Here is a 26633-nt window from a genome sequence, read left to right as displayed (position 1 = left end):
ACCACCGGTGCAGACCGCTCACCCAACGGACCACTAAAGTCGACCTTTTTGCTCTACTTTAGGCTGGTGTCGGATCGAGGTGCCCATGGCTGCCCACCGGCAGCGGAGCCCCTCCCACCGTCGACCAGGAGCTGACATGACCTACCGCCCCGAGACCCTCGCCGTGCACGCCGGCCAGGAGGTCGCCGACCCGACCACCAACGCCCGGGCCGTGCCGATCTACCAGACCACGTCGTACGTCTTCAACGACACCGAGCACGCCGCGAACCTGTTCTCGCTGGCCGAGCCGGGCAACATCTACACCCGCATCATGAACCCGACCCAGTCGGTGTTCGAGGAGCGGATGGCGCAGCTCGAGGGCGGTGTCGGGGCGCTCGCGACCGCGTCCGGCTCCGCGGCGATCACCTACGCGGTGCTCAACCTGACCTACACCGGCGACAACATCGTCGCGCTCTCCACGCTCTACGGCGGCACCTACGCGCTGTTCGCGCACACGCTCCCGCAGTTCGGCATCGAGGTCCGCTTCGTCGACCCCGAGAAGCCCGAGGAGCTCGCGGCGGCGGTCGACGAGAAGACCAAGCTGGTCTTCGCCGAGACCGTCGGCAACCCCAAGATCAACGTCGTCGACATCCGCGCCTGGGCCGACGCCGCCCACGCCCAGGGCCTGCCGCTGATCGTGGACAACACCGCGCCGACGCCGTACCTCTGCCGGGTCTTCGACCTCGGCGCCGACGTCGCCGTCCACTCCGCCACCAAGTACATCGGCGGCCACGGCACCTCGATCGGCGGCGTCATCGTCGACGCCGGCAGCTTCGACTGGGCCGCGCACGCCGAGCGCTTCCCCGGCCTCACCGGCCCCGACGGCGCCTACCACGGCGTCGTGTGGACCGAGGCGGTCGGCAACCTGGCCTACATCATCCGGGCCCGCACGGTGCTGCTGCGCAACACCGGCGCCGCCTCCACCCCGATGAACAACTGGCTCTTCCTCCAGGGCCTGGAGACCCTGCACCTGCGCATGGAGCGCCACAGCGCCAACGCGCTGGCCGTGGCGCAGTACCTCAGCGACCACGACGCGGTCTCCTGGGTCTCCTACCCCGGCCTCGCGGACTCGCCGTACAAGGAGGTCGCGGACCGGTCCTTCACCGGCAAGGGGTACGGCGGCCTGCTCAGCTTCGGGCTGAAGTCCGGGCGCGAGGGCGGCACCCGCTTCATCGAGGCGCTGGGGCTGTTCAGCCACCTGGCCAACATCGGTGACGCCAAGTCGCTGGCGATCCACAACGCGACGACCACGCACAGCCAGCTCACGCCCGAGGAGCTCCAGGCCGCCGGCGTGCCCGAGGACATGGTCCGCCTGTCCATCGGCATCGAGAACGTCGAGGACCTGATCGCCGACCTCGAGCAGGCGCTGGCCGCCAGCAAGTGACCGGCTCGCTCGGCTACGTCGAGCAGCAGCGGGTCGTCCTCGCCACCGAGGACGACCCGCTGCACCTGCGCGGCGGTGGCCGTCTCGACGAGGTCGAGGTCGCCTTCGAGACCTACGGCCGGTTGTCCCCCGCCCGGGACAACGCGGTGATGGTCTGCCATGCCCTCACCGGGACCGCGCACGCCGCCGGCCTGCATCTCGGCGCCAAGAAGCGCGGCTGGTGGGACAACCTGATCGGCCCCGGGAAGGCCGTCGACACCGACCGCTTCTTCGTCATCTCGGCCAACCTGCTCGGCGGCTGCTCGGGCACCACCGGCCCGCTCTCGCGCAACCCGGCGACCGGGACGCCGTACTTCCTGGACTTCCCGCTGCTGCACATGAGCGACCTGGTCGCGGTGCACCGCCGGCTGCTCGCGCACCTCGGCATCGACGAGCTGTACGCCGCGGTCGGCGGCTCGCTGGGCGGCATGCAGGTGCTCCAGTGGGTCATCGACGACCCCGAGCAGATCGAGCGCGCGGTGGTCGTGGCGGCGTCCTCGCGGCTGACCCCGGAGAACATCGCGTTCTCGTCGGTGGCGCGCGAGGCGATCATGAACGACCCCGAGTTCCACGGCGGCCGCTACGTCGAGCACGGCACCGTGCCGCGGCTGGGCCAGAAGGTCGCGCGGATGATGGCGCACATCACCTACGTCTCCAACGCCTCGCTGGAGACCAAGTTCGGCCACCGGCGCGACTCCACCGGGGACGACTGGCGCATGGGTCCCGACTTCGCCGTCGAGCACTACCTGCAGCACCAGGGCGAGACGTTCCTGGACCGCTTCGACGCGCTGTCCTACCTCTACCTGACCCGGCTGCTGGACTACTTCGACCCGTTCGCCGACCCGTGGACCGAGGAGCGGCTGCGCGCCACCCGGACCCGCTTCCAGGTGACCAGCTTCGACTCCGACTGGCGCTTCGACACCGCGCAGTCACGCGCGCTCGCGGCCGGCCTGGAGCGCTGCGGGGTCAAGGTGGACCTGGCCGAGCTCTCCTCGCCGTTCGGGCACGACTCGTTCCTGCTGGAGCCGCCCGGCTACCACGAGCGGATCGCGGCGTTCCTGGAGTGAGGTCCCCTGCCTCGCCGGCCTCGGCTGAGCCGGCCGCGGCGGGCGGCGCCGCGGGGGTTACCGTGCGGGGATGAGCAGCACCCCGACGCGTCGCGAGCAGATCCTCGCCACCGCTGCGGAGATGTTCGCAGCGCGGGGGTTCCACGGCGTACCCGTGACCGACCTGGGCAAGGCCTGCGGCATCTCCGGTCCGGCGCTCTACAAGCACTTCGCCTCCAAGGACGCGATGCTCGCCGAGATGCTGGTCTCGATCAGCGAGGAGCTGCTCGCGGTCGGGCGCAGGCTGGTCGAGGAGGCGAGCGACGCCGACGACGCGCTGGTGCGCCTGGTCGACTGGCACGCCGACTTCGCGCTGCGCCACCGCGCGCTGATCGTCGTGCAGGACCGCGACTGGTCCTCACTGCCGCCGGACGCCCGTGAGCAGGTCCGCTCGCTGCAGCGCGCGTACGTCGACCTGTGGGCCGCCCAGCTGCGCGCCCTGCACCCCGGGCTCGACCAGGACCGCGCCCGGGCGACCGCGCACGCGACGTTCGGCCTGCTGAACTCCACCCCGCACAGCGGCCTGCTGCCCGACGAGGCGATGCACGAGCTGCTGACCTCGATGGCGCTGGCAGCGCTCAGGAACCCATCTGGTTGAGCCGCCGGCAGGCTTCGTCCCGCTCCCCCGGGAGGACCCGCGACCAGGTCGGGCACTGCACCCAGCGCGCCTTGATCGTCGCGGTGGCCGGCTCGCCGTCGACGGTGTGGGCGAGCTCGAGGTCATCGAGCCAGATCGGTCTGCCGCGGTCGGGGAACCCCACGACGAGCCAGGCGTTGCCGTCGGGGTTGTCGCAGTCCCCGATCTCCCCCTGCGCGCCGGCTGCCGGCTGGTAGCCGGGCGGCAACCGACCGCGGTGGTGGTCCACCCGCTCGGCGACGAGCAACGGTGCCCACGCCACCCGCACGTCGAGGTCGTCGGCGTCGATGCCGCCCAGCTCGCGCGGTACGACGTCGTCGATGCTCACCTCCGCGTCGCCGCCCTCGAGGCACAGGTCGGTGCCCAGCCACGTCGTACCGCCGCTCGTCACCGTGACCGCGTCGTACCCGCTGCCGGTCAGCGTCGGCGGGTCCAGCAGCCCACACCCGGCGAGCAGCGGGATCGCGAGCAGCGGCGCGGTCAGCGCCAGGGCACGGTGTCGGGTCCGAGACATGCCGCGCACGCTAGCGCGCCGACTCGGCGAAGGACGGTGGGTCAGAGGAGGTGCTCGATGCCGTGGGTGGGGTCGTCGTCGAGGAGCTCCAGGAGCCGGCGGGCACGCTCGACGGCGTCGATGCCCGCGTCGAGGTCGTGCTCGAGGGGGTCCTCGGGTGCCGGGTCGGGCGCGTCGGCGGCGGGGTCGGCACCGGTGCTGAGGGCGTGCAGCCGGGCGAGCAGGGCCTCGCGGGGCAGGCCGCGCAGGTGCAGCAGCACGAACGGGTCCTCGTCGAGCAGCTGGCCCAGCTGCACCAGCACCGCCAGCGCGTGCGGGCACGGGTCGGTCCAGGCGTCGCAGGTGCAGGTGGCGCCGAGCTCCCCGCCGTACGGCAGCAGCTCGACGCCGGCCTCCTCGGCGTGCTCGACCAGGGCGTGCGGCAGGTCGCCGGCGAGCAGCGCGGCGACCCGCCCGGACTCCGCGGCGACGGTCTCCACGAACGCCTCGGCGCCCGCACCGTCGAGCACCGGCACCGCGCCCACCACGGTCCAGGCCTCGCCGTCGTCCTCGACCGCGGCCAGGAACCCACCCGACTCCACGGTGATCCGCCCGACCCGGCCCGCGCGCGCCACGGCTCGGCCGGCGACCAGGTCCTCGGGGGTGTACGCCGCCTCCTCGACCGCGCGCAGCCAGGCCCGCGCCCACCAGCTGCGCGCCCGCAGGCCGCCGCGGCGCGCGGGCAGCCGGCGGTGGGTGACGGCGCCCTCGCTCACGAGTCGCGCCGCAGCGTCACGAAGTCGCGCAGCTCGGCGTCGCTGAGCTCGGTGAGCGCGGCCTCGCCGTTGCCGAGCACCGACTCGGCCAGCGACTTCTTGCGCGCCAGCAGCTCGCCGATCCGCTCCTCGATGGTGCCGACGGTGACCATCCGGTGCACCTGCACCGGCTTGGTCTGCCCGATCCGGTAGGCGCGGTCGGTCGCCTGGTCCTCCACGGCGGGGTTCCACCAGCGGTCCAGGTGCACGACGTGGTCGGCGCGGGTGAGGTTGAGCCCGGTGCCGCCGGCCTTCAGCGACAGCAGGAACACCGGCACCTCCCCGGCCTGGAACCGCTTCACCATCGCCTCGCGCTCGCGCACCGGGGTGCCGCCGTGCAGCAGCTGGTGGGGGACGCCGGCGCGGCTCAGGTGGGCCTCGAGCAGCCGGGCCATCGCGACGTACTGGGTGAAGACCAGCACCGCGCCGTCCTCGGCCACCACCGTCTCGACCAGCTCGTCGAGCAGGTCGAGCTTTTCCGAGCGCCCGGCGAGGCGCACCGCGCCGGACTGCTTGAGGAAGTGGGCCGGGTGGTTGCAGATCTGCTTGAGCCCGGTGAGCAGCATCAGCACCAGGCCGCGGCGGGTGGCCTCGTCCTCCGCGCGCTCGACGCGCTCGAGGGTGTCGCGCACGAAGGCCTCGTAGAGCACGACCTGCTCGCGGGTCAGCGACAGCGGGTGGTCGGTCTCGGTCTTGGCGGGCAGCTCGGGGGCGATGCCGGGGTCGGACTTGCGCCGGCGCAGCAGGAACGGCTCGATCAGCTCGGCGAAGCGCCGCGCCTTGGCCGGGTCGGTGCCCGACTCGATGCCCGCGGCCCAGGCCCGGCGGAACGCGAGCCGGCTGCCGAGCAGCCCGGGCGTGGTCCAGTCGAGGATCGACCAGAGCTCGGTGAGGTCGTTCTCGACCGGGGTGCCGGTGAGCGCCACCCGCGCGGTCGAGCCGATCGTGCGCAGCGCCCGCGCGGTGGAGGTGCGGGCGTTCTTGATGTGCTGGGCCTCGTCGGCGACGACCAGGTCCCACGGCACCGCGCCCAGCTCGGCCGCGGAGGTCCGCATCGTGCCGTACGTCGTGAGCACGAACCCGCCGTCGAGCCCCTCGAGCGTGCGCGCGCCCCCGTGGAAGCGCCGCACCGGCACCCCCGGCGCGAACCGGTGGATCTCGGCCTCCCAGTTGCCGAGCAGGCTCGCCGGGCAGACGACGAGCGTCGGGCCGCCAGGTGGATTGCCAGGTGGATTGCCGGGCAGATCGTCCAGCAGATCACCGGAGCGGTCGCCGCGCTCCTCGGCACGGTGCAGGTGCAGCGCGATCAGCGTGATCGTCTTGCCCAGGCCCATGTCGTCGGCCAGGCAGGCACCCACCCCGAGCGAGCTGAGCTCGGCCAGCCAGGTCAGCCCCTGGAGCTGGTAGTCGCGCAGCGTCGCGTGCAGGCCCGCAGGCGGCGCGACCGGCTCGCGGTGGGGAGCCGTGCGCAGCCGCTCGCTGAGGCCGACCAGGCTGGCGCCGACGATGACGGAGGCCTCCTCGACCTCGTCGTTGCCCGCGGGCAGGTGCACCACGCCGGTGAGGGCGGCGGCGATCGCCTCACCCGCGCTCGCGCGCCGCAGCAGCCGGCGCCGGGCGCGGCGCGCGACCCCGGGGTCGACCACCGTCCAGTTCCCGCGCAGCTTGAGGATCGGGGTCGCCGCGCGCGCCAGCTCGTCCATCTCCTCCTCGGTCAGCGGGTCGCCGTGCAGCGCGACCTGCCAGCTGAAGGTGAACGCGTCGTCCTTGCCGAAGAGCCCGTCGTTGAGCAGGTCCTCCTGGCGTTCGGGCTCGCGGTCGCCGGCCGCGCCCCGCGGGGCGCGGTCCAGCACGGCCCGGGTGGTCAGGTCGCGCCCGAGGCTGCGAGGCCACAGCACGTCGATGCCCCGATCACGCAGCGCGGCGACGCCGTCCTGGAGCAGGCTGGTGATCTCGGCGGCGTCGAGGTTGATCTCGTCGGGGACCCGGAGGGTCAGGAACCGGTCGAGCACCGGCCAGGCCTCGGCGGCGGCGCGCAGCGCGATCATGGCGTGGGTGCGCGCCCGGTCCCCGAAGCCGTGCTCGGCCCCGGACTCCAGCCACAGCAGCGCGGCGTCGCAGACGTGCAGCGGGTCGCGCTCGTCCTGCACCTGCAGCACCAGCCGCACCGACCCGCCGACCAGCTCCTCCTCGTCGGCCTCGACCCGCAGCGAGAGCGTCACCAGCTGGGCGAGCTCGCGCCGGTCCGGCGGCTGCGTGCGGTGCCGTGCGATCCGCGCCTGGAGCCGGGCCCGGAAGTCCTCGACCGGCAGGTCCTCCCCCGCAGGCAGCGGTGCGTCGTCCGCGGGGTCCGCGGCACCAGCAGCTGCCGGCACCGGCACCGCCGGGCGCCGCGGCGTACGACGGGGGGCCGAGCGGGGCGGGGCCAGCCGGGTGCGTGCGGTCGCCTCGGGCGCGCTGCGCGGCATCGCGTCCACGACCGCGGCGAGCACCTCGCGCACCACCTCGGCCGCCGCCTCCTCGTCGAGCCCGTCGTGCGCGCGGGCCTGGGCCAGCAGCTCCACCCGGGCCCGGTCGGCCTCGTCGAGCGGCGCCGGGCGCCAGCTCGGCGGGTCGGTGTCGGCGGGCTCGAAGCGGCCCGCGGCCACCAGCCGCATGCCCAGCAGCACCGCGCCCGCGAGCAGCCCGACGCTGGGGTGGGCGTCATCGCGCTGGTGGGCCCGGGTCAGGACCGGCAGCGCGGCGCGCATGGGCAGCTCCACGCTGCGGCCGCGGCCGTCGTCACCGGTGAAGACGACGACTCCCTCGCGCGGCGGCTCACCGGCACGGAAGGTCGCCGGACCGGTGACGGGAACGAAGCTCACCGGGACGACGGTAGTCGTCGCGACCGACATCCGGCCGATCCCCGGACAGGCCGATCGACGAACACGCGGCCACGCGCTGGGCGGACGTCACTAGGGTGGCCCCATGAGCATCCTCGACGCCCCGATCGCCCGTCTCGACGGCACGCCGACCACCCTCGGCGAGATCACCGGCGGCCAGCCCGCGCTCCTGGTCAACGTCGCCAGCAAGTGCGGCCTCACCCCGCAGTACGCCGGCCTGGAGAAGCTCCACGAGGAGTACGCCGACCGCGGCTTCAAGGTCATCGGCCTGCCGTGCAACCAGTTCATGGGCCAGGAGCCCGGCTCGCCCGAGGAGATCGCGGAGTTCTGCTCGGCGACCTACGGCGTCACCTTCCCGATGACCGAGAAGATCGAGGTCAACGGCGAGGACCGGCACCCGATCTACGCCGAGCTCACCACCACGCCCAACGAGCAGGGCGAGGCCGGCGACATCGCCTGGAACTTCGAGAAGTTCCTCATCGCCGCCGACGGCACCGTCGTGGCGCGCTTCTCCCCGCGGGTGGAGCCGGACGACGCCTCGCTGGTCGACGCTGTCCGCGCGCTGGTTTCCTGAAACCAGTTCTATTCCCGTTCCGGGCGTGAGAGTTCCCATGCCCGGAGCGGGGCCTCAGCCCTCGCCGTCCCCGGGCGGCCCACGTAGCCTCCCACGGTGAGCACCGACACCACCCTCGAACCCCCGTCCGGCGCGCCCGGCAAGCCCGACCGCCTCGATCGTGGCGTCCTGCTGGTCGCCGGCGTCGTCGTCCTCGGCGCCATCATGTCGATCCTCGACGTCACTGTCGTCTCGGTGGCCCTGAAGACCTTCCAGGAGGACTTCGACGCCACCACCGCGCAGGTCGCCTGGACGATGACCGCCTACACGCTGGCGCTGGCCAGCGTGATCCCCCTGACCGGCTGGGCCTCCGACCGGTTCGGCACCAAGCGGCTCTACCTCGCCGCGATCGTGCTGTTCACGGCCGGCTCCGCGCTCTGCGCCGCGGCCACCTCGCTGGAGATGCTGGTCGCGTTCCGCGTGGTCCAGGGCCTCGGCGGCGGCATGCTCGTGCCGCTGGGCATGACGATCCTGACCCGCGCCGCAGGCCCGGAGCGGATCGGCCGCGTCATGGCCGTCATGGGCATCCCGATGCTGCTCGGCCCGATCTGCGGCCCGATCGTCGGCGGTGCGCTCATCGACTCCCTCAGCTGGCACTGGATCTTCCTCATCAACGTGCCGATCGGCCTCGCCGCGGTGATCTACTCCGCCAAGGTGCTGCCGGCCGACAACCCGACCCCGTCGGAGTCCTTCGACTGGCTCGGCATGGTGCTGCTCTCCCCCGGCCTGGCGCTGTTCCTCTACGGCATCTCGATGATCCCCGAGACCGGCACCATCCAGGACGCCGAGGTCCTGGTGCCGGCGTTCATCGGCGCGCTGCTGATCATCGCGTTCGTGCCGTGGGCGCTGGCCCGCCGCAACATCCACCCGCTGGTCGACCTGCGCCTCTTCGCCAACCGCAACCTCAGCGTCGCGGTGATCGCGATGTCGCTGTTCGCGATCGCCTTCTTCGGCGCCAGCCTGCTCTTCCCGCAGTACTTCCAGAGCGTGCGCGGCGAGACCGCCCTCGCCTCCGGCCTGCTGCTCGCCCCGCAGGGCGTCGGCGCGCTGCTGACCATGCCGATCGCCGGCGCGCTCAGCGACCGGATCGGCCCCGGCAAGATCGTGCTGGCCGGCGTCACGACCATCGTCATCGGCATGGGCCTGTTCGCCACCCTCGACGCGACCACGTCGTACTGGTTCCTCGGCACGGCGCTGTTCATCCAGGGCCTCGGCATGGGCGCCACGATGATGCCGATCATGTCCGCCGCACTGCAGACGCTGCGTGGCCCGACCGTCGCGCGCGGCTCGACCCTGCTCAACATCATCCAGCAGGTCGCCGCCTCGATCGGTACCGCGATCTTCTCGGTGCTGCTCACCAACGGCATGAAGAACGACGTCGACCTCACGGGCCCCAACCCCCTCGCCGACCTGGCCGGGGTCTTCAGCGGCACCTTCTGGGTCGCCACCGTGATGATCGCGGCCGTGCTCATCCCGGCGTTCCTGCTGCCCCGCCGCAAGGCGGAGGTGCCGGCGGACCCGGCGCTGATGATGGGTCACTGACCCAGCGGTACGGCGGGCCCGGCCCGCACGCGCACGTCGACGAGGCGGTCACCCGGCAGGGTGGCCGCCTCGCGGCGTTCCGGGGGCCGGTGTTCGGGGGACCGGGGGTCTCAGCCGCGCAGGCGGGGCAGCACGTCGCGTGCGACCGCCTCGAGGACGTCGACGCTGCCGACGTAGGTCGTGTCCTCGCGCGGCCAGTGGGTGACCAGGTCGGTGAAGCCGAGCTCGCCCAGCCGTCCGGCCAGGTCGGTGAAGAAGCCGACGCTCGACAGCGCGTAGCGACCCGCGTCGGACAGGTGCGGGGAGGCGTCGGTGATCACGTAGCGGCGCACCATCGCAGGGTCGCGCCCCGCGTCGTGCAACGCCGCGGTGAAGGTCTCCGCGGACCGCGCCAGCCCGGCGAACCACTCCTCGAGGTCCACCCCGCCGCCGGGCCCGGTGGTCACCCAGGCGTCGCCCGCGCGGGCGGCCAGGCGCAGCGAGCGGGGCCCGTTGGCCGCCACGAGGTACGGCGTGCGGTCCAGGCCCCCGACGGTGCGCGCCTCCTCGGTGGAGAACCACCGACCGCGCGTGGTGACCCGGTCGCCCTCGCGCAGCCGGGTCAGCACCTCCACGAACTCGTGGAAGCGGTCCACCCGCTCGCGCAGGCCCATCGGCTCGCCGCCGAGCACCCGGGAGTCGACGTCGCCGCCGGCGCCCAGGCCGAGCACGAACCGGCCGTCGGAGACGTCCTCGAGCATCTGGGCGTCGCGGAAGAGCTGGTAGGGGTGGCGGAAGTTCGGCGAGGAGACCAGGGTGCCGAGCGTGATCGTGGAGGTCACCCCCGCGGCCGCGGCGAGCAGCGGGGTGGCGCCGCCCCAGCGCGCGTCGGGCAACCCGCCCCAGACCAGGTGGTCGTAGGTCCAGGCGTGGTCGAAGCCCATCTCCTCGGTGGCGCGCCATCGGTGCCGCGCCTCCGCCCAGGGGACGTCGGGCAGGAGGGCGAGGCCGATGCGCATGGACCGAGCCTAGGACTCCCCCTACGACTCCGTGCCGAGCGCCAGCGGGTGCACGGCCCCGGCGCCCGCCTGGCGCAGCGCCCGACCCGCCACCGTCATCGTCCAGCCGGTGACGACCAGGTCGTCGACGAGCAGCACCGAGGCGCCCTGGAGCGCCGAGGGATCGTCGAGCACGAGCTCGTAGCGCCGGGCGACGGCCGCCACGCGCTGCGCGGAGTTCATCGCCCCCTGGCGCGGCCCGATCGCCGGCTCGGCGATCGCGAAGCGGCCCACGATCGGGACCCGCAGGTAGCGCGAGAGCCCGGAGGCGAGGTCGCGCACCAGCTCGGGGCGGGTGGCGGAGTCGAGGTGGACGATCGCGTCCACCCGCGGGCGCCAGTCGCCGAGCACCTCGACGACCGCGCGCACCAGCGGCACCGGCACCGGCCCGTCGTGGGCGCCCTGCTCGGGGTCGACGCGGAACAGGTCACGCAGCGACTGCCCGTGGCCGAGGTCGGTGAGCCGGGCCACCACCCGGCCGGGCTCGGGGCCGTCGGCGATCTTGCCCTTCCAGTCCAGGCCGAGGTTGGCCAGCGCGGTGGGCCACATCTTGCGCGGCTCCAGCACCACACCGGGTCGGGAGAGCCGCGCCTCCGCCTCGGCGACAGCGGTCTCGGAGACCTCCACGGAGACCGTGAAGCCGCCGCAGTTGTCGCAGCGCCCGCAGGGGGCGGCGTCGGGGTCGTCGAGCTGGGCCCGCAGGAACTCCATGCGGCACCGGTCGGTGGAGATGTAGTCGAGCATCGCGCGCTGCTCGCGCTCGCGGGCCTCCGCGACCCGGCGGTAGCGCTCGGCGTCGTAGGCCCACGGCTGGCCAGTGGCCTCCCAGCCGCCCTTGACCCGGCGTACGGCGCCGTCGACGTCGAGGACCTTGAGCATCGTCTCCAGCCGGTTGCGGCTGAGCTCGACGTAGGTCTCCAGGGCGATGGTGCTCATCGGGCGCCCGGCGTCGCTGAGCACCTCGAGGGTCTGACGGACCTGGTGCTCGGGCGGGAACGCCAGGGAGCCGAAGTAGGCCCAGATGTCGCGGTCCTCCGGCGCCGGCAGCAGCACCACGGTGGCCTCGGCGGTGCCGCGGCCTGCGCGGCCGACCTGCTGGTAGTAGGCGACCGGCGAGCTCGGCGCGCCCATGTTGACCACGAACCCCAGCGTCGCGTCGAAGCCCATGCCGAGCGCGCTGGTGGCGATCAGCGCCTTGACCCGGCCGTGGATGAGGTCCTGCTCGAGGGCGTTGCGCTCGGTCGGGTCGGTCTGCCCGGAGTACGCCGCGACCGCGTGCCCTCGGCTGCGCAGGTAGTCGGCGATCTCCTGGGTGGCAGCGACGGTCAGGCAGTAGACGATGCCGCTGCCGGGCTGTTCGGCGAGGTGGTCGGCGAGCCAGGCCAGCCGCTGCTCGGGGGTGCGCAGGCGCACCACCGCCATCCGCAGCGACTCGCGGTCGAGGGTGCCGCGCAGCACCAGGACGTCGCTGCCCAGCTGCTCCGCGACGTCGCCGGTGACCCGCTCGTTGGCCGTGGCGGTGGTCGCGAGCACCGGGATGCCCTCGGGCAGGTCGCCCAGGAGCGTGCGGATGCGGCGGTAGTCGGGGCGGAAGTCGTGGCCCCAGTCGGAGATGCAGTGCGCCTCGTCGATCACCAGCAGGCCGCAGGTCGCGGCCAGCCGGGGCAGCACCTCGTCGCGGAACCCGGGGTTGTTGAGCCGCTCGGGGCTGACCAGCAGCACGTCGACCTCGCCGGCGCGCACCGCCTCGTGGATGGGGTCCCAGTCCTCGATGTTGGTGGAGTTGATGGTCACCGCGCGGATGCCGGCGCGCTCGGCGGCGGCGATCTGGTTGCGCATCAGGGCCAGCAGCGGCGAGACGATCACCGTGGGCCCGGCGCCCTGCGAGCGCAGCAGCAAGGTGGAGACGAAGTAGACCGCGGACTTGCCCCACCCGGTGCGCTGCACGACCAGGGCGCGGCGCCGGTGCACCGCGAGCTCCTCGATCGCCGACCACTGGTCCTCGCGCAGCACCGCGTCCTCGCGCCCGACGAGGGCGCGGAGGTGGGCCTCCGCCTGCTGGCGGACGTCGGTGGCGGCGGCCGGGGAGTCCTGGGAAACGCTCATGCGACCTGTCTACCAGCGGGTCCGGACAGTCCTGACCTCCCCTCCGCTGCTTCTCCCCGGCTCCCGGCACCCGACGCTCAGACGGCGGCGAGCGCCCGGGACTTCAGGACGTCGTACTCCTCCTCGGTGATCGCGCCGGTGTCGAGCAGCTGCTTGGCGGTGGCGATCTGCTCGGCCGGGGAGGTCCCCGCGACCGAGCGGATGTAGTTGTCGGTCGCCTGCGCGGCCTGCTCCGCCGCCTGCCGGTCGCGGCCGGCCATGCCTCGGCCCCGCACGACCAGGTAGACCAGCGCGGTGAGCGCCGGCAGCACCAGCAGCGCCAGGACCCACATCGCCTTGGCGAGGCCCGAGAGCTCCCGGTCGCGGAAGAGGTCGACGACGATGTGGAACAAGATGATCAGGTAGGAGATGAAGAAGAACGACCAGACGATGAGCCAGAAGACGTCCCAGAAGTCCATGAGCGCTGTCCTTTGCGAGCCGTTGGGGTCGAGACCCCCGGCGGGCGCCGGCATCTCGAGGCCGGCGCGGGCGCGCCACCCCCGCACGTCGTCCGGCGGACAGTGCGTCCGTCGCACGAACCACGCTGGGCGGGTACGTCCGGATCGGTCCCGATGAGTGTAGGACGAACTCGCCCCGGCTCCGGGCCGTTGCCGGTGGTCAGCGGCCGACCGAGCCGGTCGCTCGCCGAGCCGCTCGACACCACCAACGATTGGTCACGAACAGCACCCCAACAGGCCGGATCGTTGTCGTTGGGGACCAAACGTCGACGCAATCTGACTGTTGAGGCTGGCGTGGTCGCATCACCGAGTCTCCCGGCGACCACCCGCCCAGCGAGCAGGTACTGGCAGGGCGCCGCGATGCGGGCGATCGCCTCGGCGACGGGGACGCCGTCGTCCTGGCGGCGCGAGCGCTCAGTGCTCCGGGCGGCGCTCCACCCCGAGGCGCGCGCACGCGGCGTCGTACAGCGCGACGACCTCGCGGCGGATCTCCGCGCGCTCGGTGATCGGCGCCCCCGGCCACGGCACCCGGACGTCCTGCTCCCCGGCCGGCGTGGTGGCGCGGAAGTGGCCGCTGTCGCCATCGGCCCCGGTCATCACGGCGGCACTCGCCTCGGGCAGCGCGAAGGCGCGCACGATCAACAGGTTGTCCTCGGTGTGGTCGTCGTTCATGTGCCGGCAGACGGCCTCGACGACCTCGGTGGGGAAGGTGCTCACAGCCCTGGATTCTAGGCGGGTCCTACGCGGGTGCGACGGCCAGGGAGTCGACCGCTCGGCGGACCAGCTCCCGCCGCGCGGCCCGGCCCTCGGGCACCGGCAGCAGGGGGTGGACGTGAATGGCGCCCGGCTCCTCGTGCAGTCGTACGGCGACCCCCGCGGCGCGCAGCCGCTCGGCCAGCAGGCGGGTGTCGGGCAGCGTGATGTCGCGCGTGCCGACCCACAGCTCGACGGGCGGCAGCGCGGCCAGCGCCTCGTCGCTGCCCAGGACCGGGCTCACCCTCGGGTCCGTGAGCGGCAGCCCGCCGGCCCAGGACCTGGCCACCGCGTGCAGCGCCGGGCGTGCCAGCCACGGGTCGTGCGGCTCGACCGCGTCGATGCCGGGGTTGGCCATCCGCAGGTCCAGCCAGGGCGCCATCAGCGTGAGGCCCCGCAGCAGTCCGGGCCCGAGCGGGCGGTGGTGCAGCGCGAGCGCCAGCGCCAGCCCGGCACCGGCGGAGTCCCCGGCGAGGTGCACCGGGCGGTCCTCGTCGAGCAGCCCGCGCAGCACCGCGCCGGTGAGGCGCAGCGCATCGGTGGCGTGGTGCTGCGGCGCCAGGCCGTAGATCGGCACCACCACCTCCACCCCGGGTCCCGGCGCGGTCGCCAGGTCCTCGACGAGCGACCAGTGCTGGCGCACGATCTCGCTCACGTAGGCGCCGCCGTGCAGGTAGACCACCGCGGGACCACCCGGCGCCGTCGCGCGAGCGCGCACCCGGTGCACCGCGAAGCCCTCGACGACGTCGGTCTCCACGACGCAGCGGCGTCGCAGCCGCGCCGGCGGGTCCGAGGGGCCCTTGGGCCGCGCGAGCAGCGCCGGCCCACCGTCGGGATCGGCGAAGCGCCGCCGCCGCGTGACGCGCATCAGCGCGCCCACCGTCCTCATCTGCCACGACACGCAGGGCAGGTTACGGGGCGAAGGACTCGCCCTGGAGGCGCGGGACCACGCGGCTCCCGGTGCCGGTCGCGATCTCGACGTCGCGGGCGAAGCCCCGGTCGACGAGCTCACGGCCGCTCGCGCTGTCCAACAGCTCGCGGTGCAGCGCGCCCGAGGCCGCGTCGTACGCCGAGGCCGCGACGCGCGCCTCGACGCTGAGGTCCTGCTCCCCGCGCGCGGTGAGCGCCCGCAGCACGGCCCCGGCACCCCAGAGGTCCTCGACCGCGGGACGCAGCGAGCGGTCCGGCCAGCGCTCCCCCGCCGCGATGAGCGCCACCGTGCGCCCGGCAGCGATCTCCGCGCGCACCGCGTCGGCGACCGGGCCGGCGTTGCGGAACGAGGCGGCGAGCACGGTGTTGCCGGGGCGGGCAGCCGCCAGCGCGAAGCAGATCGAGGAGCCGTTGGGGCTGGGCAGCACCAGGCGGCGTACGGCGGGGTCGGCGGTCGCCACCGAGTTCGGCGACAGGCTGACCTCGCCCGGAAGCGCCCGGCGTCGACCGACCGCCAGCGTGGCGTCGCGGGTCAGCGCATAGCTGGTCGCCCGGACGTCGTTGGCCCCGAACGGGAAGACCTCGATCCCACGCTCGAGCGCGACGGTGAGCGTGGTGGTGAACGAGAGCACGTCCACCACCACCGTCACGTCGGCGTCCTGGGCGAGTGCCCCGGGCAGGCCCCAGTCGAAGCGGACGGCCTGGCGCTGGGTGTGCGCCGGGTGCGTCCCTCCGCGGGCGCCCGGGGATCCGCGGCTCACCAGATGCGCACCCGGGCCTCGGGTTCGAGCCACAGCCCGTCACCGGGACGGGTCTCGAACACCTCGTGGAACTCGTCGAGGTTGCGCACGATGTTGGCGCGGAACTCCGGCGGGCTGTGCGGGTCGACGGTGAGGTACTGCTGCTCCTGCTCGCGGCGGCGCTTGGTGCGCCACACGAAGGCCCAGTTGGTGAACAGGGTGCGCCGGTCCTCGACCGACGCGGTGCCGCCCTGGGAGATCAGGTAGGCGCGGTGCGCGATGGTCAGACCGCCCAGGTCGCCGATGTTCTCACCGACCGTCAGCGCCCCGTTGACCTTCTCGCCGGGCAGGCTGCGCGGGGAGAAGCCGTCGTACTGCTCGATGAGGGTCTTGGTCTTGACCTCGAAGGCGGCCTTGTCGGCAGGGGTCCACCAGTCCTCGAGGTTGCCCAGCGGGTCGTACTGCGCGCCCTGGTCGTCGAAGCCGTGGCCGATCTCGTGGCCGATGACCGCGCCGATGCCGCCGTAGTTCTCGGCCGGGTGGGCGTCGGGGCTGAAGAACGGCTTCTGCAGGATGCCGGCGGGGAAGCAGATCTCGTTGGTGCCGGGGTTGTAGTAGGCGTTCACCGTCTGCGGCAGCATGAACCACTCGTCGCGGTCGACCGGGCTGCCGATCTTGGCGAGCTGGCGGTCGGTCTCGAACGCCGACACCGCCGCGACGTTGCCGAGCAGGTCGTCGCGGGTGACCGTGAGCGCGCTGTAGTCGCGGAACTTCTCGGGGTAGCCGATCTTGGGCCGGAAGGTGTCGAGCTTGGCGAAGGCGCGCTGCTTGGTCTCCTCGGTCATCCAGTCGAGCTCGGTGATCGAGCGGCGGTAGGCCTCGATCAGGTTGGCGACCAGCTCGTCCATCATCGCCTTGGCGCGCGGCGGGAAGTGGCGCGCGACGTACTCGCGGCCCACGGCCTCGCCGAGGGCGCCCTCGACGAGCGAGACGCCGCGCTTCCAGCGCGCGCGCAGCTCGGGGGTGCCGTTGAGGGTGCGGCCGTAGAAGTCGAAGTTGGTCTCGACGAAGTCGTCGGTGAGGTACGGCGCGACCGAGCGCAGCACCCGGGTGGTCAGCCAGGCCTGCCAGTCGGCGAGCGGAACCTCGCTGAGCAGCCCGGAGAGGTGGGCGAAGAACGACGGCTGGCGCACGATCACCTGGGCGACCGTCTGGTCGTCGCCGCCGAGATTGGTGATGTAGGAGTCCCAGTCGAAGGCCGGGCACAGCTCCTTGAGCTCGGCCTCGCTCAGCAGGTTGTAGGTCTTCTGCACGTCGCGGGTCTCGGCACGCTCCCAGTGGCCCTTGGCCAGTCGGGTGTCGAGCTCGAGGGTGGTGCGTGCGGCGCCCTCGGGGTCGGGGTGGCCGGCAAGGCCCAGCAGCCGGGTGAGGTAGTCGACGTACGTCGCGCGGATCTCGGCGAACTTGTCCTCGCGGTAGTAGGACTCATCGGGCAGGCCGAGGCCGCCCTGGCTGAGGTGGAACAGGTAGCGGTCGGAGTCGCGGGCGTCGGTGCTGACGTAGGAGCCGAACAGCCCATGGCCGCCGAGCCGCTCCAGCTCGCCGAGCAGCGGCGCGACGTCGCGGACCTCGCGCAGCGAGGCGACCGCGTCGAGCAGCGGCTGCGCGGGGGCCAGGCCGAGGGCGTCGATGCGCTCGGTGTCCATGAAGGAGGCGAACAGATCGCCGATCTTGCGCGCGTCGTCCGCGGCCCCGGCATCCGCGACGCTCGGGGCGCCGCCGGAGGCGAGGTGCTCGATGATCTCGCGTACGTGGGTCTCGGCCGTGTCGGCCAGCTGGACGAACGGACCCCAGCTCGAGCGGTCCGCAGGGATCTCGGTCTCCTCCAGCCAGCGTCCGTTGACGTGACCGAAGAGGTCGTCCTGGGGCCGGATGTCGGGGTTCATGCCCGGACGGGCGTCGTCGAGGATGCTCACCGTCACGACGATAGCCGCGACCCCCGACGCAGGGTCGGGGGCCGGGCGCTCAGAACTGGTCGCTCAGTGCTGGTGACCGTCGTGGTCGTGGTCGTGCGGCTCCTCGCGCTCGATGGCGTCGAGGCGACCGCGCATCAGCGCGAGCACGTCCTCCACGCTGGAGCCGTCACGGCGGGCCACCTCGTCGACGAGCTCGCGCACGACGGCGAGCACGCCGCCCATGAGCGGGGAGATGTCGAGCTCGAGCTCGCCCTCCTCCTCGTCCATCGTGACCTCGATGGCCTCGATCTCGAGCAGCTTGCCGAACGCGGCCTCCATGGCCTCGCCGGTCTCGACGTCGGCGGCGGTGATGCCGTCGAGGATGATGTGGCCGGCCTGGCGGGTGATGTCGTCGATGCTCATGGCGCCATCCTGCCCCGCCCGGCCTGAACCCGTCGCCACGGGGCGCGACCGTGGGCTCCCAGTCGGGCTCAGCGCACCCGCACGACCGACTTGCCCAGCGTGCGGCGCTCGTCCATGTCGACGAGCGCGCGCCCGAAGTCCTCGAGCGGGTACGTCGTGCCGATCGGCGGGCGCACCGCGCCGTCGGCGATCATCGGCACCAGCGCGGCCCACTGCTGCTGCAGGTAGCCCTGGCGCGCCATCGCGTAGGCGCCCCACCCGACGCCGCGCACGTCGACGTTGTTGAGCAGCAGCCGGTTGACCTTCACCTGCGGGATCCCCTGCCCGGAGGCGAACCCGACGACCAGGAGGCGCCCGAGCGGCGCGAGCACCCGCAGCGAGTCGGTGAACGCGTCCCCGCCCACCGGGTCGAGCACGACGTCGACACCGCGTCCCCCGGTCAGCTCGCCGACCGCCTCGCGGAAGCCCTCGAGCAGCACCACCTCGTCGGCGCCCGCGGCCCAGGCGAAGTCGCCCTTCTCGGGGGTGCTGACCACCGCGATCGTGCGCGCTCCCATGCCGCGGGCCACCTGGAGGGTCGCCGTACCGACCCCGCCGGCGGCGCCGTGCACCAGCACCGTCTCCCCCGCGCGCAGCCCGGCCCGCTCGTCGAGGGCGAACTGGGCGGTGAGGTAGTTCATCGGCAGCGCCGCCCCCTCGTCGTACGACAGGGCGTCGGGGAGGGCGAAGGTGAAGTCCACCGGGCTGACCGCCTGCTCGGCCGCGCCGCCGTACCCGCCCACGCCGGCGACCCGGTCGCCGACCGCAAAGCGCTCCTCCGCGCCCGGGCCGAGCTCGGCGACGGTGCCGGCGAAGTCGACGCCGAGGGTGAACGGCGGCTCGGGGCGCAGCTGGTACTCCCCGCGGCTGAGCAGCAGGTCGGGGAAGGAGATTCCGACGCTGTGGACGTCGACGAGCACCTCCCCGGGCCCGGCCTTCGGCGCGGGGACGTCGCGCAGCTCGATGTCGGTGGGACCGGTGGTGGTGATGACCTGGACGGCTCGCATGTGACGCACGCTACCCAGCCGGAGCGCCCGCGACGCTCAATCCGGGTCGACCAGCCGCGCGAGCTCGAAGTGCATCGGGTCGGTCCAGCGCCAGTCGCCGCCCCAGGCGAAGCCCCACTTCTCAAAGATCGCGACGACGCCGCGGTGCAGCTCGCCGGCGGTGCCGCGCTGGTTGCCGGGGACGTTGATGTCGAAGGCGAGACCGAAGGAGTGGTTGGACAGCGTGGTGCTGCCGGCGATGAAGCGCGGGTAGTAGCACCCGGCGTACTCCTCGGGGTGGATCTCGCCGGCCAGCCCGCTGGCCACGACCTCCTCGAGCGCGGCGCGCAGCTGGGGGAAGATCGCCCGGTTGCAGGTCATCGTGCCGAGGATCGGCACCTGCTCGGTGCTGATGTGGCTGGCCACCCAGGCCGGGTCGGGCGCGATCCGGCCGCCGCCGAGGGTGCGGTAGCTGAAGGACCCGACCGCGTCGGCGACGGTGCCGACCACGACCGCGGTCTGCACGGCGTCGGGGTCCAGGCCGAGGCGGGTGGCGATGTCGAGGAGCTGGATGGAGGCGTTGGCGCCGAGGATGCGCTTGACCGGCCCGCGGATCGCCTGCGGGGCAGTGATCGTCGTGGAGACCACGAGCGCGTTGCCCGGCTGCATGCCGAGCTCCTCGGCCCAGCGCTCGTTGACCACCGCGTCGATGGTCGGCACCTGCGGCGCCCAGGCCCCGACGTGGGCGCTGGGCGAGCCCTCCTCGCTGCCGAGGCGCACGAAGTCCTGCTCGTCCAGGGGCAGCCTGGCCTGGAGCGCCGGTCGGACCGCGATCTCGCCGCCGGCGACCCGGTCCCAGACCGCCTGCTCCTCGGCGGTCGCGAGCCCGGTGAAGCGGCGGTAGCCGGCCGCGTCGACCGCCGCCACCGACAGCACCCGGTCCTCCACGCTCACCAGGGCCACCGACAGCGGCTCCACCGCGGTCACCCCCGGCAGCCGGCGGATCCGCTGCACCGTCTGCTTCGAGATGGTCTCCTCGGTGGAGATGAGGATGTCGGCGGAGAGCAGGCGTTCGCGCAGCGGGCCGGGGCGCTCCACGGCGTACTCGGCGAAGGGGTCGTCCCCGGCGGAGGTGGCGGGGCTCTGCGGGTCCTGGCCCCCGGCCGCCAGCTCGGATCCGGAGCTGCGGCCGGCCGCCGGCGGCCCGGGCTCCTCGCTCGGCGACTCCGCGCACGCGGCCGCGAGGAGCAGCACGCCGGCGATCGCGCCGGCGCCGAGCGTCTGCCGCAGTCCCATCGTCGTACCCCCGCCCGACCCGAGCCCAGTGTTGGCATCCGACGGTAGCCGCCGCGACCTCACGTCCGCCGCGCGAACCGTACGTCGCCGTTGGCCAGGCGTTCGGTGGTGTACGTCGGGTCGTGGGCGCGCTGGTGGTGCCACCGGCAGAGGAACTCGAGGTCGTCGAGGTCGGTCGTGCCGCCGCGAGACCAGGGGTTGCGGCGGTGGTGGGCCTCGCACCAGGTGGCGGGGATCGTGCAGCCCTGGCCGGCGCAGGTGTGGCGGCCCACGAGCGCGGCCCGGCGCTGGGCGGGGCTGAAGAGCCGGCTGCTGCGCCCGAGGTCGAGGACCTCGCTGCGGCTGCCCAGCACGGCCGGGACGATGCCGGCGTGGCAGGCCAGGCGGCGTACCTCCCCGACACTGACCGGGGTCTCGCGGTCGCCGTTGGTGGCGAGGGTGCCGTGCCCGAGGCCGCTGCGCAGGGCCTCCAGGTCGATGGTGATGACGATCTGGGTGGACGCCCCGCCGTGGACGGGCAGCCGCGCCGGGTCGACGGACTCCAGCAGGGAGCAGAAGGCCAGGCCCATGAGGCGTTCCTGGGTCAGCCGCGCCCCGGTGGCCGGGTCGCGGCCGCTGATGTCCCCGCTGGACGCGGCGTGCCGCGGGGAGGTCCAGGCCTCCAGCAGGGTGCGCAGGCGGGAGGCGACCGCGTCGGGGACCCGGGCCTTGACGTCGCTCGCGCCGTCGCCGCGGGGGTGGATGGTCAGGCGGTGGCGTTGTGGGCGCGCCGCTGGGCACGCTCCAGGGCCTGGCGCTCGAGCTCGTCGTAGTGCTCGGGGGCCACCACCTCGAGGATGCGGCTGGCGAGCAGCTCGAGCTTGCGCGGCTCGTAGGTCTCCGCGAGCGCCACCAGGTGCGCCTCCGCACGGTCGAGCACGTCGGCGGCCACCTCGTCGGTCGGCAGGTCGTCGAGCGCCTTCACGATGACGTGGGCCTGCTCGACGCGCATGCGACCGTCGGCCAACGCCTCCCCGACCCGCCCCCAGCGCTGGGAGACCGCCGAGGCCAGCAGCTCGGCCCGCCGCTCGGCGCCGTACCCGGTCAGCGTGCGCGAGGCCAGCCAGGCCGCTGACGTGCGTGCCCCGTCGTCCTGCGCCAGCCCGCCTGGGCCGCCGGCGGCATCGATGACGCGCATCCGCAGCTCCTCGAGCTGGCCGACGAGGCGGGTGAGCTCGACCAGCGCGTCACGGTGCGCCGCAGCGGGCAGGTACGCCGCGTCGACGTCGCGCACGGCCGCCAGCGACGCGGCCACCTCGGCCACGCACCGGCTCACCGGGTGCTCCGCCACCGCCTGCACGCTCACGGTCGTCTCCCTGCGTCGACTGAGGTCCAGTCAAGCAGAGACCACCGACACTTCTGGACCACGACGACGCCGCCCCGCGGCAGGTGTGAAGAGGGGCAATCCGCCGCGAAGCGGACGACCACTCCGAGCCAAAGCAACTACTGTCTTGCGCCCTCGTGCAGCAGTCCCCGTCGATCGTCGCCGACCGCTTGTGCGGGTCCATCCCACTGACGACTCGGCCTGTCTTCGTCGATGTGCTCACGCCTTCCTCCGAAGCTCGAACCGCGGTGATTGACGAGCCGGGAGGGCAACGCTGCTTCGAGCTGGGCAAACACCTCTTGAGCCTCTCCTGGCCCTGGCGACGCCCGGTCACACAGGCCAAATGAGAGCCCCACGAGAAGCGTGGGCAGCCGAAATGCAACAACCGTCGAGGATCGTTGGCAGTCGCGCACCGAGGGCGCCTGCGTCAGGTGCCGCTCTGCTCGAAACTCTGCGTGCCGATCACCCGGAGAAGCTCGAGCTTCTCCCGGGCATCGGTGCCCTCGACCGGCAGGAACGCACGAATCCGCAGGTCCTCCTCGGGCGTGAAGAGGATCTCGCAGGTCAGCTCGAGAAGCCCGACCTCCGGGTGCACGATCGACTTGAGCGCATGTCGACGTACGGCAACCTCGTGTCGCTCCCAGAGCCTGCGGAACTCCGCGCTCCGCTCGAGCAGGTCGTTGACCAGCTCGACGACGTCGGGGTCGCCGGCTCTCCTGGCGTGGGTCGCCCGGAGGTCGGCGACGTGGGCGGCGGAGTGGGTCGCCCAGTGCTCCCCGGGGAAGCGGTCCCGGCTCCCGGGGACCGCGAACCAGCGCCAGGTGATGTTGCTTTCGCGACCCGTCCCGGGCTCTCGGTGACCGAGCACCGCGTCGGCGAGGGCGTTCTGCCAGAGCACCTCGTCGACGTCGGTGGCGATGACGAGCGGCACGTCGGTGAGCCTGTCGGCGAGGGCGAGCAGGCCGGGACCGATGTGCCGCCCGGCCCGTCGCGCCGGGGGCGTGAGGTCGGCGAGGTGGTAGAGGTGGTCGCGCTCGTCGAGCTCCAGGCGCAGCGCTCGGGCCAGCGACGCCACGATCTGCGCCGACGGGTGCGCGCCACGCTGCTGCTCCAGCCGGGAGTAGTAGTCAGTCGACATCCCGGCCAGCTGCGCGACCTCCTCGCGGCGCAGTCCCGGCGCGCGGCGCCGGAAGCCCGGCGGCAGCCCGACGTCCTCGGGGCGCAGGGCGTCGCGGCGCCGGCGGAGGAAGTCGGCCAGGCCGGCACGGTCGATCATGCCCCCATCCTGCGTCACCGGCGGTGGTTCAGACAGGGACCGCCAGTCCCCGGTTGAGCTGTGCCTTCTCCGCATGGTCATGCACGACCACCGTGGTTGCTCGACACCCCGTCATCACCCCAAGGAGAAGTCGATGAGCACCATCACCCAAAGCCAGGCCGACACCAGCCACGTCCAGGCGACCGCACCCGCGCCGGTCGGTCCGCCCACCCGGCCGCAGATGGCCGTCATGATCTGGCTGGCGGTCTTCCCGACCCTGACCGTACTGTCGCTGGTCCTCGGCCCGTGGCTAAGCGACGCCAACCCGGTCCTGCGCACGTTCGTACTGGCGACGGTTGCCGTGCCGACCATCGTGTTCGGCGAGTTGCCCTGGCTGCAGCGCGCCCGGGTCTGGCTCCTCACCCGGCGCGGGTGACCGACACGTGGACCCGGCTCGTCGGGACGAGCCGGGTGCACGTACGGATGAGCCTCCGAGGCGACGATCGGGCGGCAGAGCCCTCGGTGTCGTCGTCGTTGGACTGACGCCTTCCAGAAGAAGTGGACGTGCAGCGCCTTGCCAATGGCCCTGGGTGCCCCGGCCGTTGATGAAGCCAAGGAAGCAAACGGAACAGTCGACGCCGCGAACGTCCACGGCGACGGCTCCCGACCACGACAGCGGCACCGAAGCCGGTCACCCCTACCCTTGCCCGGTGTCCAGAATCCTCGTCCTCCCTCTCTTCACCGTCGTCTTCGCCCTCGTCTGCGTCTGGGCGGTGTTCTGGATCATCCGGCTCGCCGTGCGGTACGGCGTGAACGACGCGATCCGCATGAACCCGGCCCTCCTTGCCGCCCGCCCGCCGGCGCCGAGCGAGCCCCAGGACCCCACCCACCGCTGAGCCACCCCCTGCCAAGGAGCGCGCGTTGCCCCCCGCCCGCAAGTCCACCCGGCCGCCCCAGATCGACGACCTCCGGCTCGGCACCCTCGCCGAGGGTGACCCCGCGGACCTGCGGCGGAACGCCGACCTGGAGTCGGTGCGGTACGCCGACCTCACGCTGCACCACCTCGACCTGACAGGGGCGGTCCTGGCGTCGACGCAGCTGACGAGCGTGTCGGCCGACGAGACCGACCTCAAGGGCGCGCGGCTCTCGGAGGTCCACCTCGACCGCGTGGTCCTGCCGGTCGTGCGTGCCGCGCGCGGGCAGTGGCGCGACGTACGCGTGAGCGGACGACTGGGCTCGCTCGAGGCGTATGAGTCGCAGTGGCGCTCGGTGCACTTCGTCGGGTGCAAGCTGAGCTTCGTCAACCTGCGCGGCGCCGAGCTGCTCGACGTCGCGTTCACCGACTGCCTGATCGAGGAGCTCGACCTCAGCAACGCCAAGGCGCGGCGGGTGCGCCTCGCCGACAGCCGGGTGGGGCAGCTCGACGTCCGCGGCAGCACCCTGAGCGACCTCGACCTGCGCGGCGCCGACCTCGCGGTCGTCGACGGGCTGCTCGACCTCCGCGGCGCGACCGTCAGCCCGGACCAGCTCGCCCGGCTGGCGCCGGCGCTGGCCGACGCCCTGGGGATCCGCGTCGAGCGCTGAGCGCGCCTAGCCGCTCGGGCGATCCGCGCCGAGCACGCGAGCCGCGACCCACGCGATGGACTCGGCGGTGGCGGCCGGCGTGGCGGACGGCTGCATGACGTGGCTGAGCACGACCCGCACGATCATGTCGATGCCGGCGTCGAGCTGGGCCGGCACGAGCGAGACGTCGTACGCCGCGACCCGCAGGGCGACCACGGCCTTGGCGCCGGCGAGCAGTGACTCCGAGTGGGTCGTCAGCAGCGGCAGCAGCTCGGTGTCCGCACCATGGGTCGCCGAGACGACCGCGTGCAGCAGGCGGTTGTCCTGGGCGTGCTCGAGGACCGCGAGCGACGCGGCGCGCACCGCGGCGACCAGGTCGTGGGGGTAGGCGTCGAAGGCGGCGCTGACCTCGCCGAGGAACCGCTGGAGCTCGCGCTGGACCATCGCCTCGGCCAGACCGGCCTTGGTGCCCATCTCGTTGTGCACCGTCTGCCGGCTGACCCCGACCCGGTCCGCGAGCCGGGCCATGGTGACCTTCGCCCAGCCCTCCTCGGTCGTCATCGCGACCGCGGCATCGAGGACTCGCTCGCGAGTGGTCAGGGACATGACACCAGTCTAGGAAGCACTCCCCGGGCCGGCCCGGCCGCCGGCGTACGGCTCAGCCCGTCACCGCCCGCTCGCGCGGGACGAAGTCGACCTTCTCGCGCACCCCGCAGTCCGGGCAGCACCAGTCGGCGGGGATGTCGGCCCAGGCGGTGCCGGCCGCGAAGCCCTCGTGCTCGTCGCCGGCGGCGACCTCGTAGACGTACTCGCAGCTCGGGCACGCCGCGGCGAGCACCTCCTCGGCATCGACCGCCGTCACGTCGGCGCGCGCCCCCTCGACCTGCCCCTCGACCGCCTCGGCAACCGGGGGCGGGTACGCCGCCGCGAGCACCTTGTCGCGCCGGCGCGGGGAGATGTTCGCGCGGGTGACGTCGCCGTCGAAGTGCGCGAGCACCCGGGGGTCCATCACCCGGCGCCACAGCGGCGGGACCAGCGCCAGCCCGATCATCCCGGCGTACCCGGTCGGGAGCACCGGGCTCTCCTCGAAGTCGCGCAGGGTCTGGTAGCGCCGGGTCGGGTTCGCGTGGTGGTCGCTGTGGCGCTGGAGGTGGTAGAGCAGCACGTTGGTGGCGATGTTGTTGGAGTTCCACGAGTGCGAGGGGTCGACGCGCTCGTAGCGCTCGCGCTTCCCGACGCCGACCTTCTGGCGCAGCATCCCGTAGTGCTCCAGGTAGTTCACGGCCTCCAGCAGCGAGAAGCCGACGACGGCCTGGATCACCAGGTAGGGCAGCACCCCGGGACCGAGCCAGACCACGACCGCGGCCCACAGCACCACGGACATCAGCCAGGCGTTGAGGACGTCGTTGCCGGGGCGGAACGGGTGCTGCTGGCGGCGGGCGAAGCGGCGCTTCTCCAGGTGCCAGGCGCTCCTGAGCGAGCCGAGGACGGTGCGCGGCCAGAACGCGTAGAAGCTCTCGCCGAGCCGGCTGCTCGCCGGGTCCTCGGGGGTCGCGACGCGCACGTGGTGGCCGCGGTTGTGCTCGATGTAGAAGTGGCCGTAGAAGCTCTGCGCCAGCGCGATCTTGGACAGCCAGCGCTCGTGGCTCTCCTTCTTGTGCCCGAGCTCGTGGGCGGTGTTGATGCCGATCCCGCCGATGCAGCCGATCGAGACCGCGAGGCCGACCTTCTCCCAGGTGGCGAGGTCGCCCTGGCCCAGGAGCGGGTCGCCGCGCGCGACGAGGTACATCGCGCCGAGGAAGCCGGCGTACTGCACCGGGAGGAAGAGATAGGTGATCCAGCGGTAGTAGCGGTCGCGCTCCAGCTGCTCGATCACGTCGTCGGGCGGGTTGGAGCGGTCCAGGCCGGTCAACAGGTCGATCGCCGGGACGACGACGAGGATCACGACCGGCCCGATCCAGAGGAACCCGCCGAAGCCGGTGAGCCCCCAGCCGGCGTACGCCACGAACGCCAGGGAGGGCACCACCAGCCCGATCAGCCAGAGGCGGCGCTTGGGATCACGCCACTGCTCGACCGAGCCGGGCGGGATGGTGCTCTGGACGGTCATGGGGCCTCCTGGGCGATCGGAGAGCGAGCCGGC

Annotated in this window: 26 protein-coding genes; 8 read left to right on the top strand and 18 right to left on the bottom strand. The window is 73.1% G+C overall.

What is annotated here, in order from left to right; genetic code table 11:
- Positions 1-136: 136 nt before the first annotated feature.
- From HBO46_RS00340 to HBO46_RS00330, 3 genes are all read left to right on the top strand, one after another.
- Entirely contained in the window at positions 137-1423 is a 1287-nt protein-coding gene (locus HBO46_RS00340) for an O-acetylhomoserine aminocarboxypropyltransferase/cysteine synthase family protein (RefSeq protein WP_166135331.1), read from the top strand.
- Positions 1420-2529, top strand: a complete 1110-nt coding sequence (metX, locus tag HBO46_RS00335; RefSeq protein ID WP_166135328.1) for a homoserine O-acetyltransferase MetX — start codon at positions 1420-1422, stop codon at positions 2527-2529. The genes HBO46_RS00340 and metX overlap by 4 nt, the downstream gene beginning before the upstream one ends.
- Before the next feature lie 70 nt (positions 2530-2599).
- Positions 2600-3166 (top strand): SACE_7040 family transcriptional regulator, encoded by a 567-nt coding sequence (locus tag HBO46_RS00330; RefSeq protein ID WP_166135325.1) that lies wholly within the window; start codon positions 2600-2602, stop codon positions 3164-3166.
- On the opposite strand, the gene HBO46_RS00325 is transcribed toward HBO46_RS00330, so the two are convergent.
- Genes HBO46_RS00325 through HBO46_RS00315 form a run of 3 tightly spaced genes read right to left on the bottom strand, consistent with a single transcriptional unit; the run spans position 3147 to position 7377 of the window.
- Positions 3147-3719 carry a hypothetical protein gene (locus tag HBO46_RS00325; RefSeq protein WP_166135322.1) on the bottom strand — a complete coding sequence of 191 codons (573 nt, stop codon included), beginning with the start codon at positions 3717-3719 and terminating at the stop codon, positions 3147-3149. The genes HBO46_RS00330 and HBO46_RS00325 overlap by 20 nt on opposite strands.
- Positions 3720-3760: 41 nt before the next feature.
- Positions 3761-4474: an SWIM zinc finger family protein gene (locus HBO46_RS00320; protein ID WP_224769293.1), complete on the bottom strand. Its 714-nt coding sequence runs from the start codon at positions 4472-4474 to the stop codon at positions 3761-3763.
- Positions 4471-7377 carry a DEAD/DEAH box helicase gene (locus HBO46_RS00315; protein WP_224769292.1) on the bottom strand — a complete coding sequence of 969 codons (2907 nt, stop codon included), beginning with the start codon at positions 7375-7377 and terminating at the stop codon, positions 4471-4473. The genes HBO46_RS00320 and HBO46_RS00315 overlap by 4 nt, the downstream gene beginning before the upstream one ends.
- A gap of 103 nt (positions 7378-7480) precedes the next feature.
- Between HBO46_RS00315 and HBO46_RS00310 the strand changes: the two genes are divergently transcribed.
- Positions 7481-7969 (top strand): glutathione peroxidase, encoded by a 489-nt coding sequence (locus HBO46_RS00310; protein ID WP_166135316.1) that lies wholly within the window; start codon positions 7481-7483, stop codon positions 7967-7969.
- A gap of 96 nt (positions 7970-8065) precedes the next feature.
- The gene (locus HBO46_RS00305; protein ID WP_166135313.1) at positions 8066-9550 is read left to right on the top strand and encodes a DHA2 family efflux MFS transporter permease subunit; all 1485 of its coding nucleotides are present in this window, start codon (positions 8066-8068) and stop codon (positions 9548-9550) included.
- A gap of 110 nt (positions 9551-9660) precedes the next feature.
- Here the strand turns inward: HBO46_RS00305 and HBO46_RS00300 are convergent, their stop codons facing one another.
- The 13 genes from HBO46_RS00300 to HBO46_RS00240 form a co-directional block, all read right to left on the bottom strand.
- Entirely contained in the window at positions 9661-10548 is an 888-nt protein-coding gene (locus tag HBO46_RS00300) for an LLM class flavin-dependent oxidoreductase (RefSeq protein ID WP_166135310.1), read from the bottom strand.
- A gap of 21 nt (positions 10549-10569) precedes the next feature.
- Positions 10570-12693 carry a RecQ family ATP-dependent DNA helicase gene (locus HBO46_RS00295; protein WP_166135307.1) on the bottom strand — a complete coding sequence of 708 codons (2124 nt, stop codon included), beginning with the start codon at positions 12691-12693 and terminating at the stop codon, positions 10570-10572.
- 77 nt (positions 12694-12770) lie between these two features.
- Positions 12771-13151 (bottom strand): SHOCT domain-containing protein, encoded by a 381-nt coding sequence (locus HBO46_RS00290; protein WP_166135304.1) that lies wholly within the window; start codon positions 13149-13151, stop codon positions 12771-12773.
- A 453-nt stretch (positions 13152-13604) separates the two neighbouring features.
- Entirely contained in the window at positions 13605-13907 is a 303-nt protein-coding gene (locus tag HBO46_RS00285; protein ID WP_224769291.1) for a DUF2470 domain-containing protein, read from the bottom strand.
- Positions 13908-13929: 22 nt separating this feature from the next.
- Positions 13930-14844, bottom strand: coding sequence for an alpha/beta hydrolase fold domain-containing protein (locus tag HBO46_RS00280; RefSeq protein WP_224769290.1), 915 nt, complete (start codon positions 14842-14844; stop codon positions 13930-13932).
- Positions 14845-14854: 10 nt separating this feature from the next.
- Positions 14855-15634: a 2-phosphosulfolactate phosphatase gene (locus tag HBO46_RS00275; protein ID WP_166135301.1), complete on the bottom strand. Its 780-nt coding sequence runs from the start codon at positions 15632-15634 to the stop codon at positions 14855-14857.
- The gene (locus HBO46_RS00270; protein WP_166135298.1) at positions 15631-17589 is read right to left on the bottom strand and encodes a M13 family metallopeptidase; all 1959 of its coding nucleotides are present in this window, start codon (positions 17587-17589) and stop codon (positions 15631-15633) included. The genes HBO46_RS00275 and HBO46_RS00270 overlap by 4 nt, the downstream gene beginning before the upstream one ends.
- 63 nt (positions 17590-17652) lie before the next feature.
- Positions 17653-17991 (bottom strand): hypothetical protein, encoded by a 339-nt coding sequence (locus HBO46_RS00265; RefSeq protein WP_166135295.1) that lies wholly within the window; start codon positions 17989-17991, stop codon positions 17653-17655.
- Between the two features lie 68 nt (positions 17992-18059).
- Positions 18060-19037 carry an NADPH:quinone oxidoreductase family protein gene (locus HBO46_RS00260; RefSeq protein ID WP_166135293.1) on the bottom strand — a complete coding sequence of 326 codons (978 nt, stop codon included), beginning with the start codon at positions 19035-19037 and terminating at the stop codon, positions 18060-18062.
- Between the two features lie 36 nt (positions 19038-19073).
- On the bottom strand, positions 19074-20312 hold the full coding sequence (locus tag HBO46_RS00255; RefSeq protein ID WP_166135290.1) for a M15 family metallopeptidase: 1239 nt from the start codon (positions 20310-20312) through the stop codon (positions 19074-19076).
- Positions 20313-20371: 59 nt separating this feature from the next.
- Entirely contained in the window at positions 20372-20881 is a 510-nt protein-coding gene (locus HBO46_RS00250; protein WP_166135287.1) for an HNH endonuclease signature motif containing protein, read from the bottom strand.
- Between the two features lie 176 nt (positions 20882-21057).
- Positions 21058-21657 (bottom strand): DUF222 domain-containing protein, encoded by a 600-nt coding sequence (locus HBO46_RS00245; protein ID WP_166135284.1) that lies wholly within the window; start codon positions 21655-21657, stop codon positions 21058-21060.
- 445 nt (positions 21658-22102) lie between these two features.
- Positions 22103-22951: a helix-turn-helix transcriptional regulator gene (locus HBO46_RS00240; RefSeq protein WP_207949854.1), complete on the bottom strand. Its 849-nt coding sequence runs from the start codon at positions 22949-22951 to the stop codon at positions 22103-22105.
- Positions 22952-23084: 133 nt separating this feature from the next.
- On the opposite strand from HBO46_RS00240, the gene HBO46_RS00235 reads away from it, so the two are divergent.
- The 3 genes from HBO46_RS00235 (at position 23085) to HBO46_RS00225 (ending at position 24514) form a co-directional block, all read left to right on the top strand.
- Positions 23085-23366 carry a hypothetical protein gene (locus HBO46_RS00235; RefSeq protein ID WP_224769289.1) on the top strand — a complete coding sequence of 94 codons (282 nt, stop codon included), beginning with the start codon at positions 23085-23087 and terminating at the stop codon, positions 23364-23366.
- Positions 23367-23640: 274 nt separating this feature from the next.
- On the top strand, positions 23641-23826 hold the full coding sequence (locus HBO46_RS00230; protein WP_166135281.1) for a hypothetical protein: 186 nt from the start codon (positions 23641-23643) through the stop codon (positions 23824-23826).
- Between the two features lie 25 nt (positions 23827-23851).
- Complete coding sequence (locus tag HBO46_RS00225; RefSeq protein WP_166135278.1) at positions 23852-24514, top strand: pentapeptide repeat-containing protein; 663 nt, start codon at positions 23852-23854, stop codon at positions 24512-24514.
- A gap of 6 nt (positions 24515-24520) precedes the next feature.
- Here the strand turns inward: HBO46_RS00225 and HBO46_RS00220 are convergent, their stop codons facing one another.
- Together HBO46_RS00220 and HBO46_RS20800 are read right to left on the bottom strand one after the other, a co-directional pair.
- Entirely contained in the window at positions 24521-25099 is a 579-nt protein-coding gene (locus HBO46_RS00220; protein WP_166135275.1) for a TetR/AcrR family transcriptional regulator, read from the bottom strand.
- Between the two features lie 52 nt (positions 25100-25151).
- Entirely contained in the window at positions 25152-26600 is a 1449-nt protein-coding gene (locus HBO46_RS20800; RefSeq protein ID WP_166135272.1) for a fatty acid desaturase, read from the bottom strand.
- Between the last annotated feature and the right edge of the window lie 33 nt (positions 26601-26633).

The sequence above is a fragment of the Nocardioides ochotonae genome (genome assembly GCF_011420305.2).
GTDB classification, from domain to species: domain Bacteria; phylum Actinomycetota; class Actinomycetes; order Propionibacteriales; family Nocardioidaceae; genus Nocardioides; species Nocardioides ochotonae.
Note: the sequence above shows the minus strand (reverse complement) of the source record. Positions and strands in the feature narration are given on the sequence as shown.

Coding starts and splice junctions, on each gene's coding strand:
- HBO46_RS00255 (WP_166135290.1), bottom strand. CDS start 20,312: ATGGGACTGCGGCAGACGCTCGGCGCCGGCGCGATCGCCGGCGTGCTG.
- HBO46_RS00220 (WP_166135275.1), bottom strand. CDS start 25,099: ATGTCCCTGACCACTCGCGAGCGAGTCCTCGATGCCGCGGTCGCGATG.
- HBO46_RS00240 (WP_207949854.1), bottom strand. CDS start 22,951: ATGATCGACCGTGCCGGCCTGGCCGACTTCCTCCGCCGGCGCCGCGAC.
- HBO46_RS20800 (WP_166135272.1), bottom strand. CDS start 26,600: ATGACCGTCCAGAGCACCATCCCGCCCGGCTCGGTCGAGCAGTGGCGT.
- HBO46_RS00300 (WP_166135310.1), bottom strand. CDS start 10,548: ATGCGCATCGGCCTCGCCCTCCTGCCCGACGTCCCCTGGGCGGAGGCG.
- HBO46_RS00325 (WP_166135322.1), bottom strand. CDS start 3,719: ATGTCTCGGACCCGACACCGTGCCCTGGCGCTGACCGCGCCGCTGCTC.
- HBO46_RS00295 (WP_166135307.1), bottom strand. CDS start 12,693: ATGAGCGTTTCCCAGGACTCCCCGGCCGCCGCCACCGACGTCCGCCAG.
- HBO46_RS00260 (WP_166135293.1), bottom strand. CDS start 19,037: ATGCGAGCCGTCCAGGTCATCACCACCACCGGTCCCACCGACATCGAG.
- HBO46_RS00250 (WP_166135287.1), bottom strand. CDS start 20,881: ATGGGCCTGGCCTTCTGCTCCCTGCTGGAGTCCGTCGACCCGGCGCGG.
- HBO46_RS00235 (WP_224769289.1), top strand. CDS start 23,085: ATGAGCACCATCACCCAAAGCCAGGCCGACACCAGCCACGTCCAGGCG.
- HBO46_RS00265 (WP_166135295.1), bottom strand. CDS start 17,991: ATGAGCATCGACGACATCACCCGCCAGGCCGGCCACATCATCCTCGAC.
- HBO46_RS00330 (WP_166135325.1), top strand. CDS start 2,600: ATGAGCAGCACCCCGACGCGTCGCGAGCAGATCCTCGCCACCGCTGCG.
- HBO46_RS00340 (WP_166135331.1), top strand. CDS start 137: ATGACCTACCGCCCCGAGACCCTCGCCGTGCACGCCGGCCAGGAGGTC.
- HBO46_RS00310 (WP_166135316.1), top strand. CDS start 7,481: ATGAGCATCCTCGACGCCCCGATCGCCCGTCTCGACGGCACGCCGACC.
- HBO46_RS00290 (WP_166135304.1), bottom strand. CDS start 13,151: ATGGACTTCTGGGACGTCTTCTGGCTCATCGTCTGGTCGTTCTTCTTC.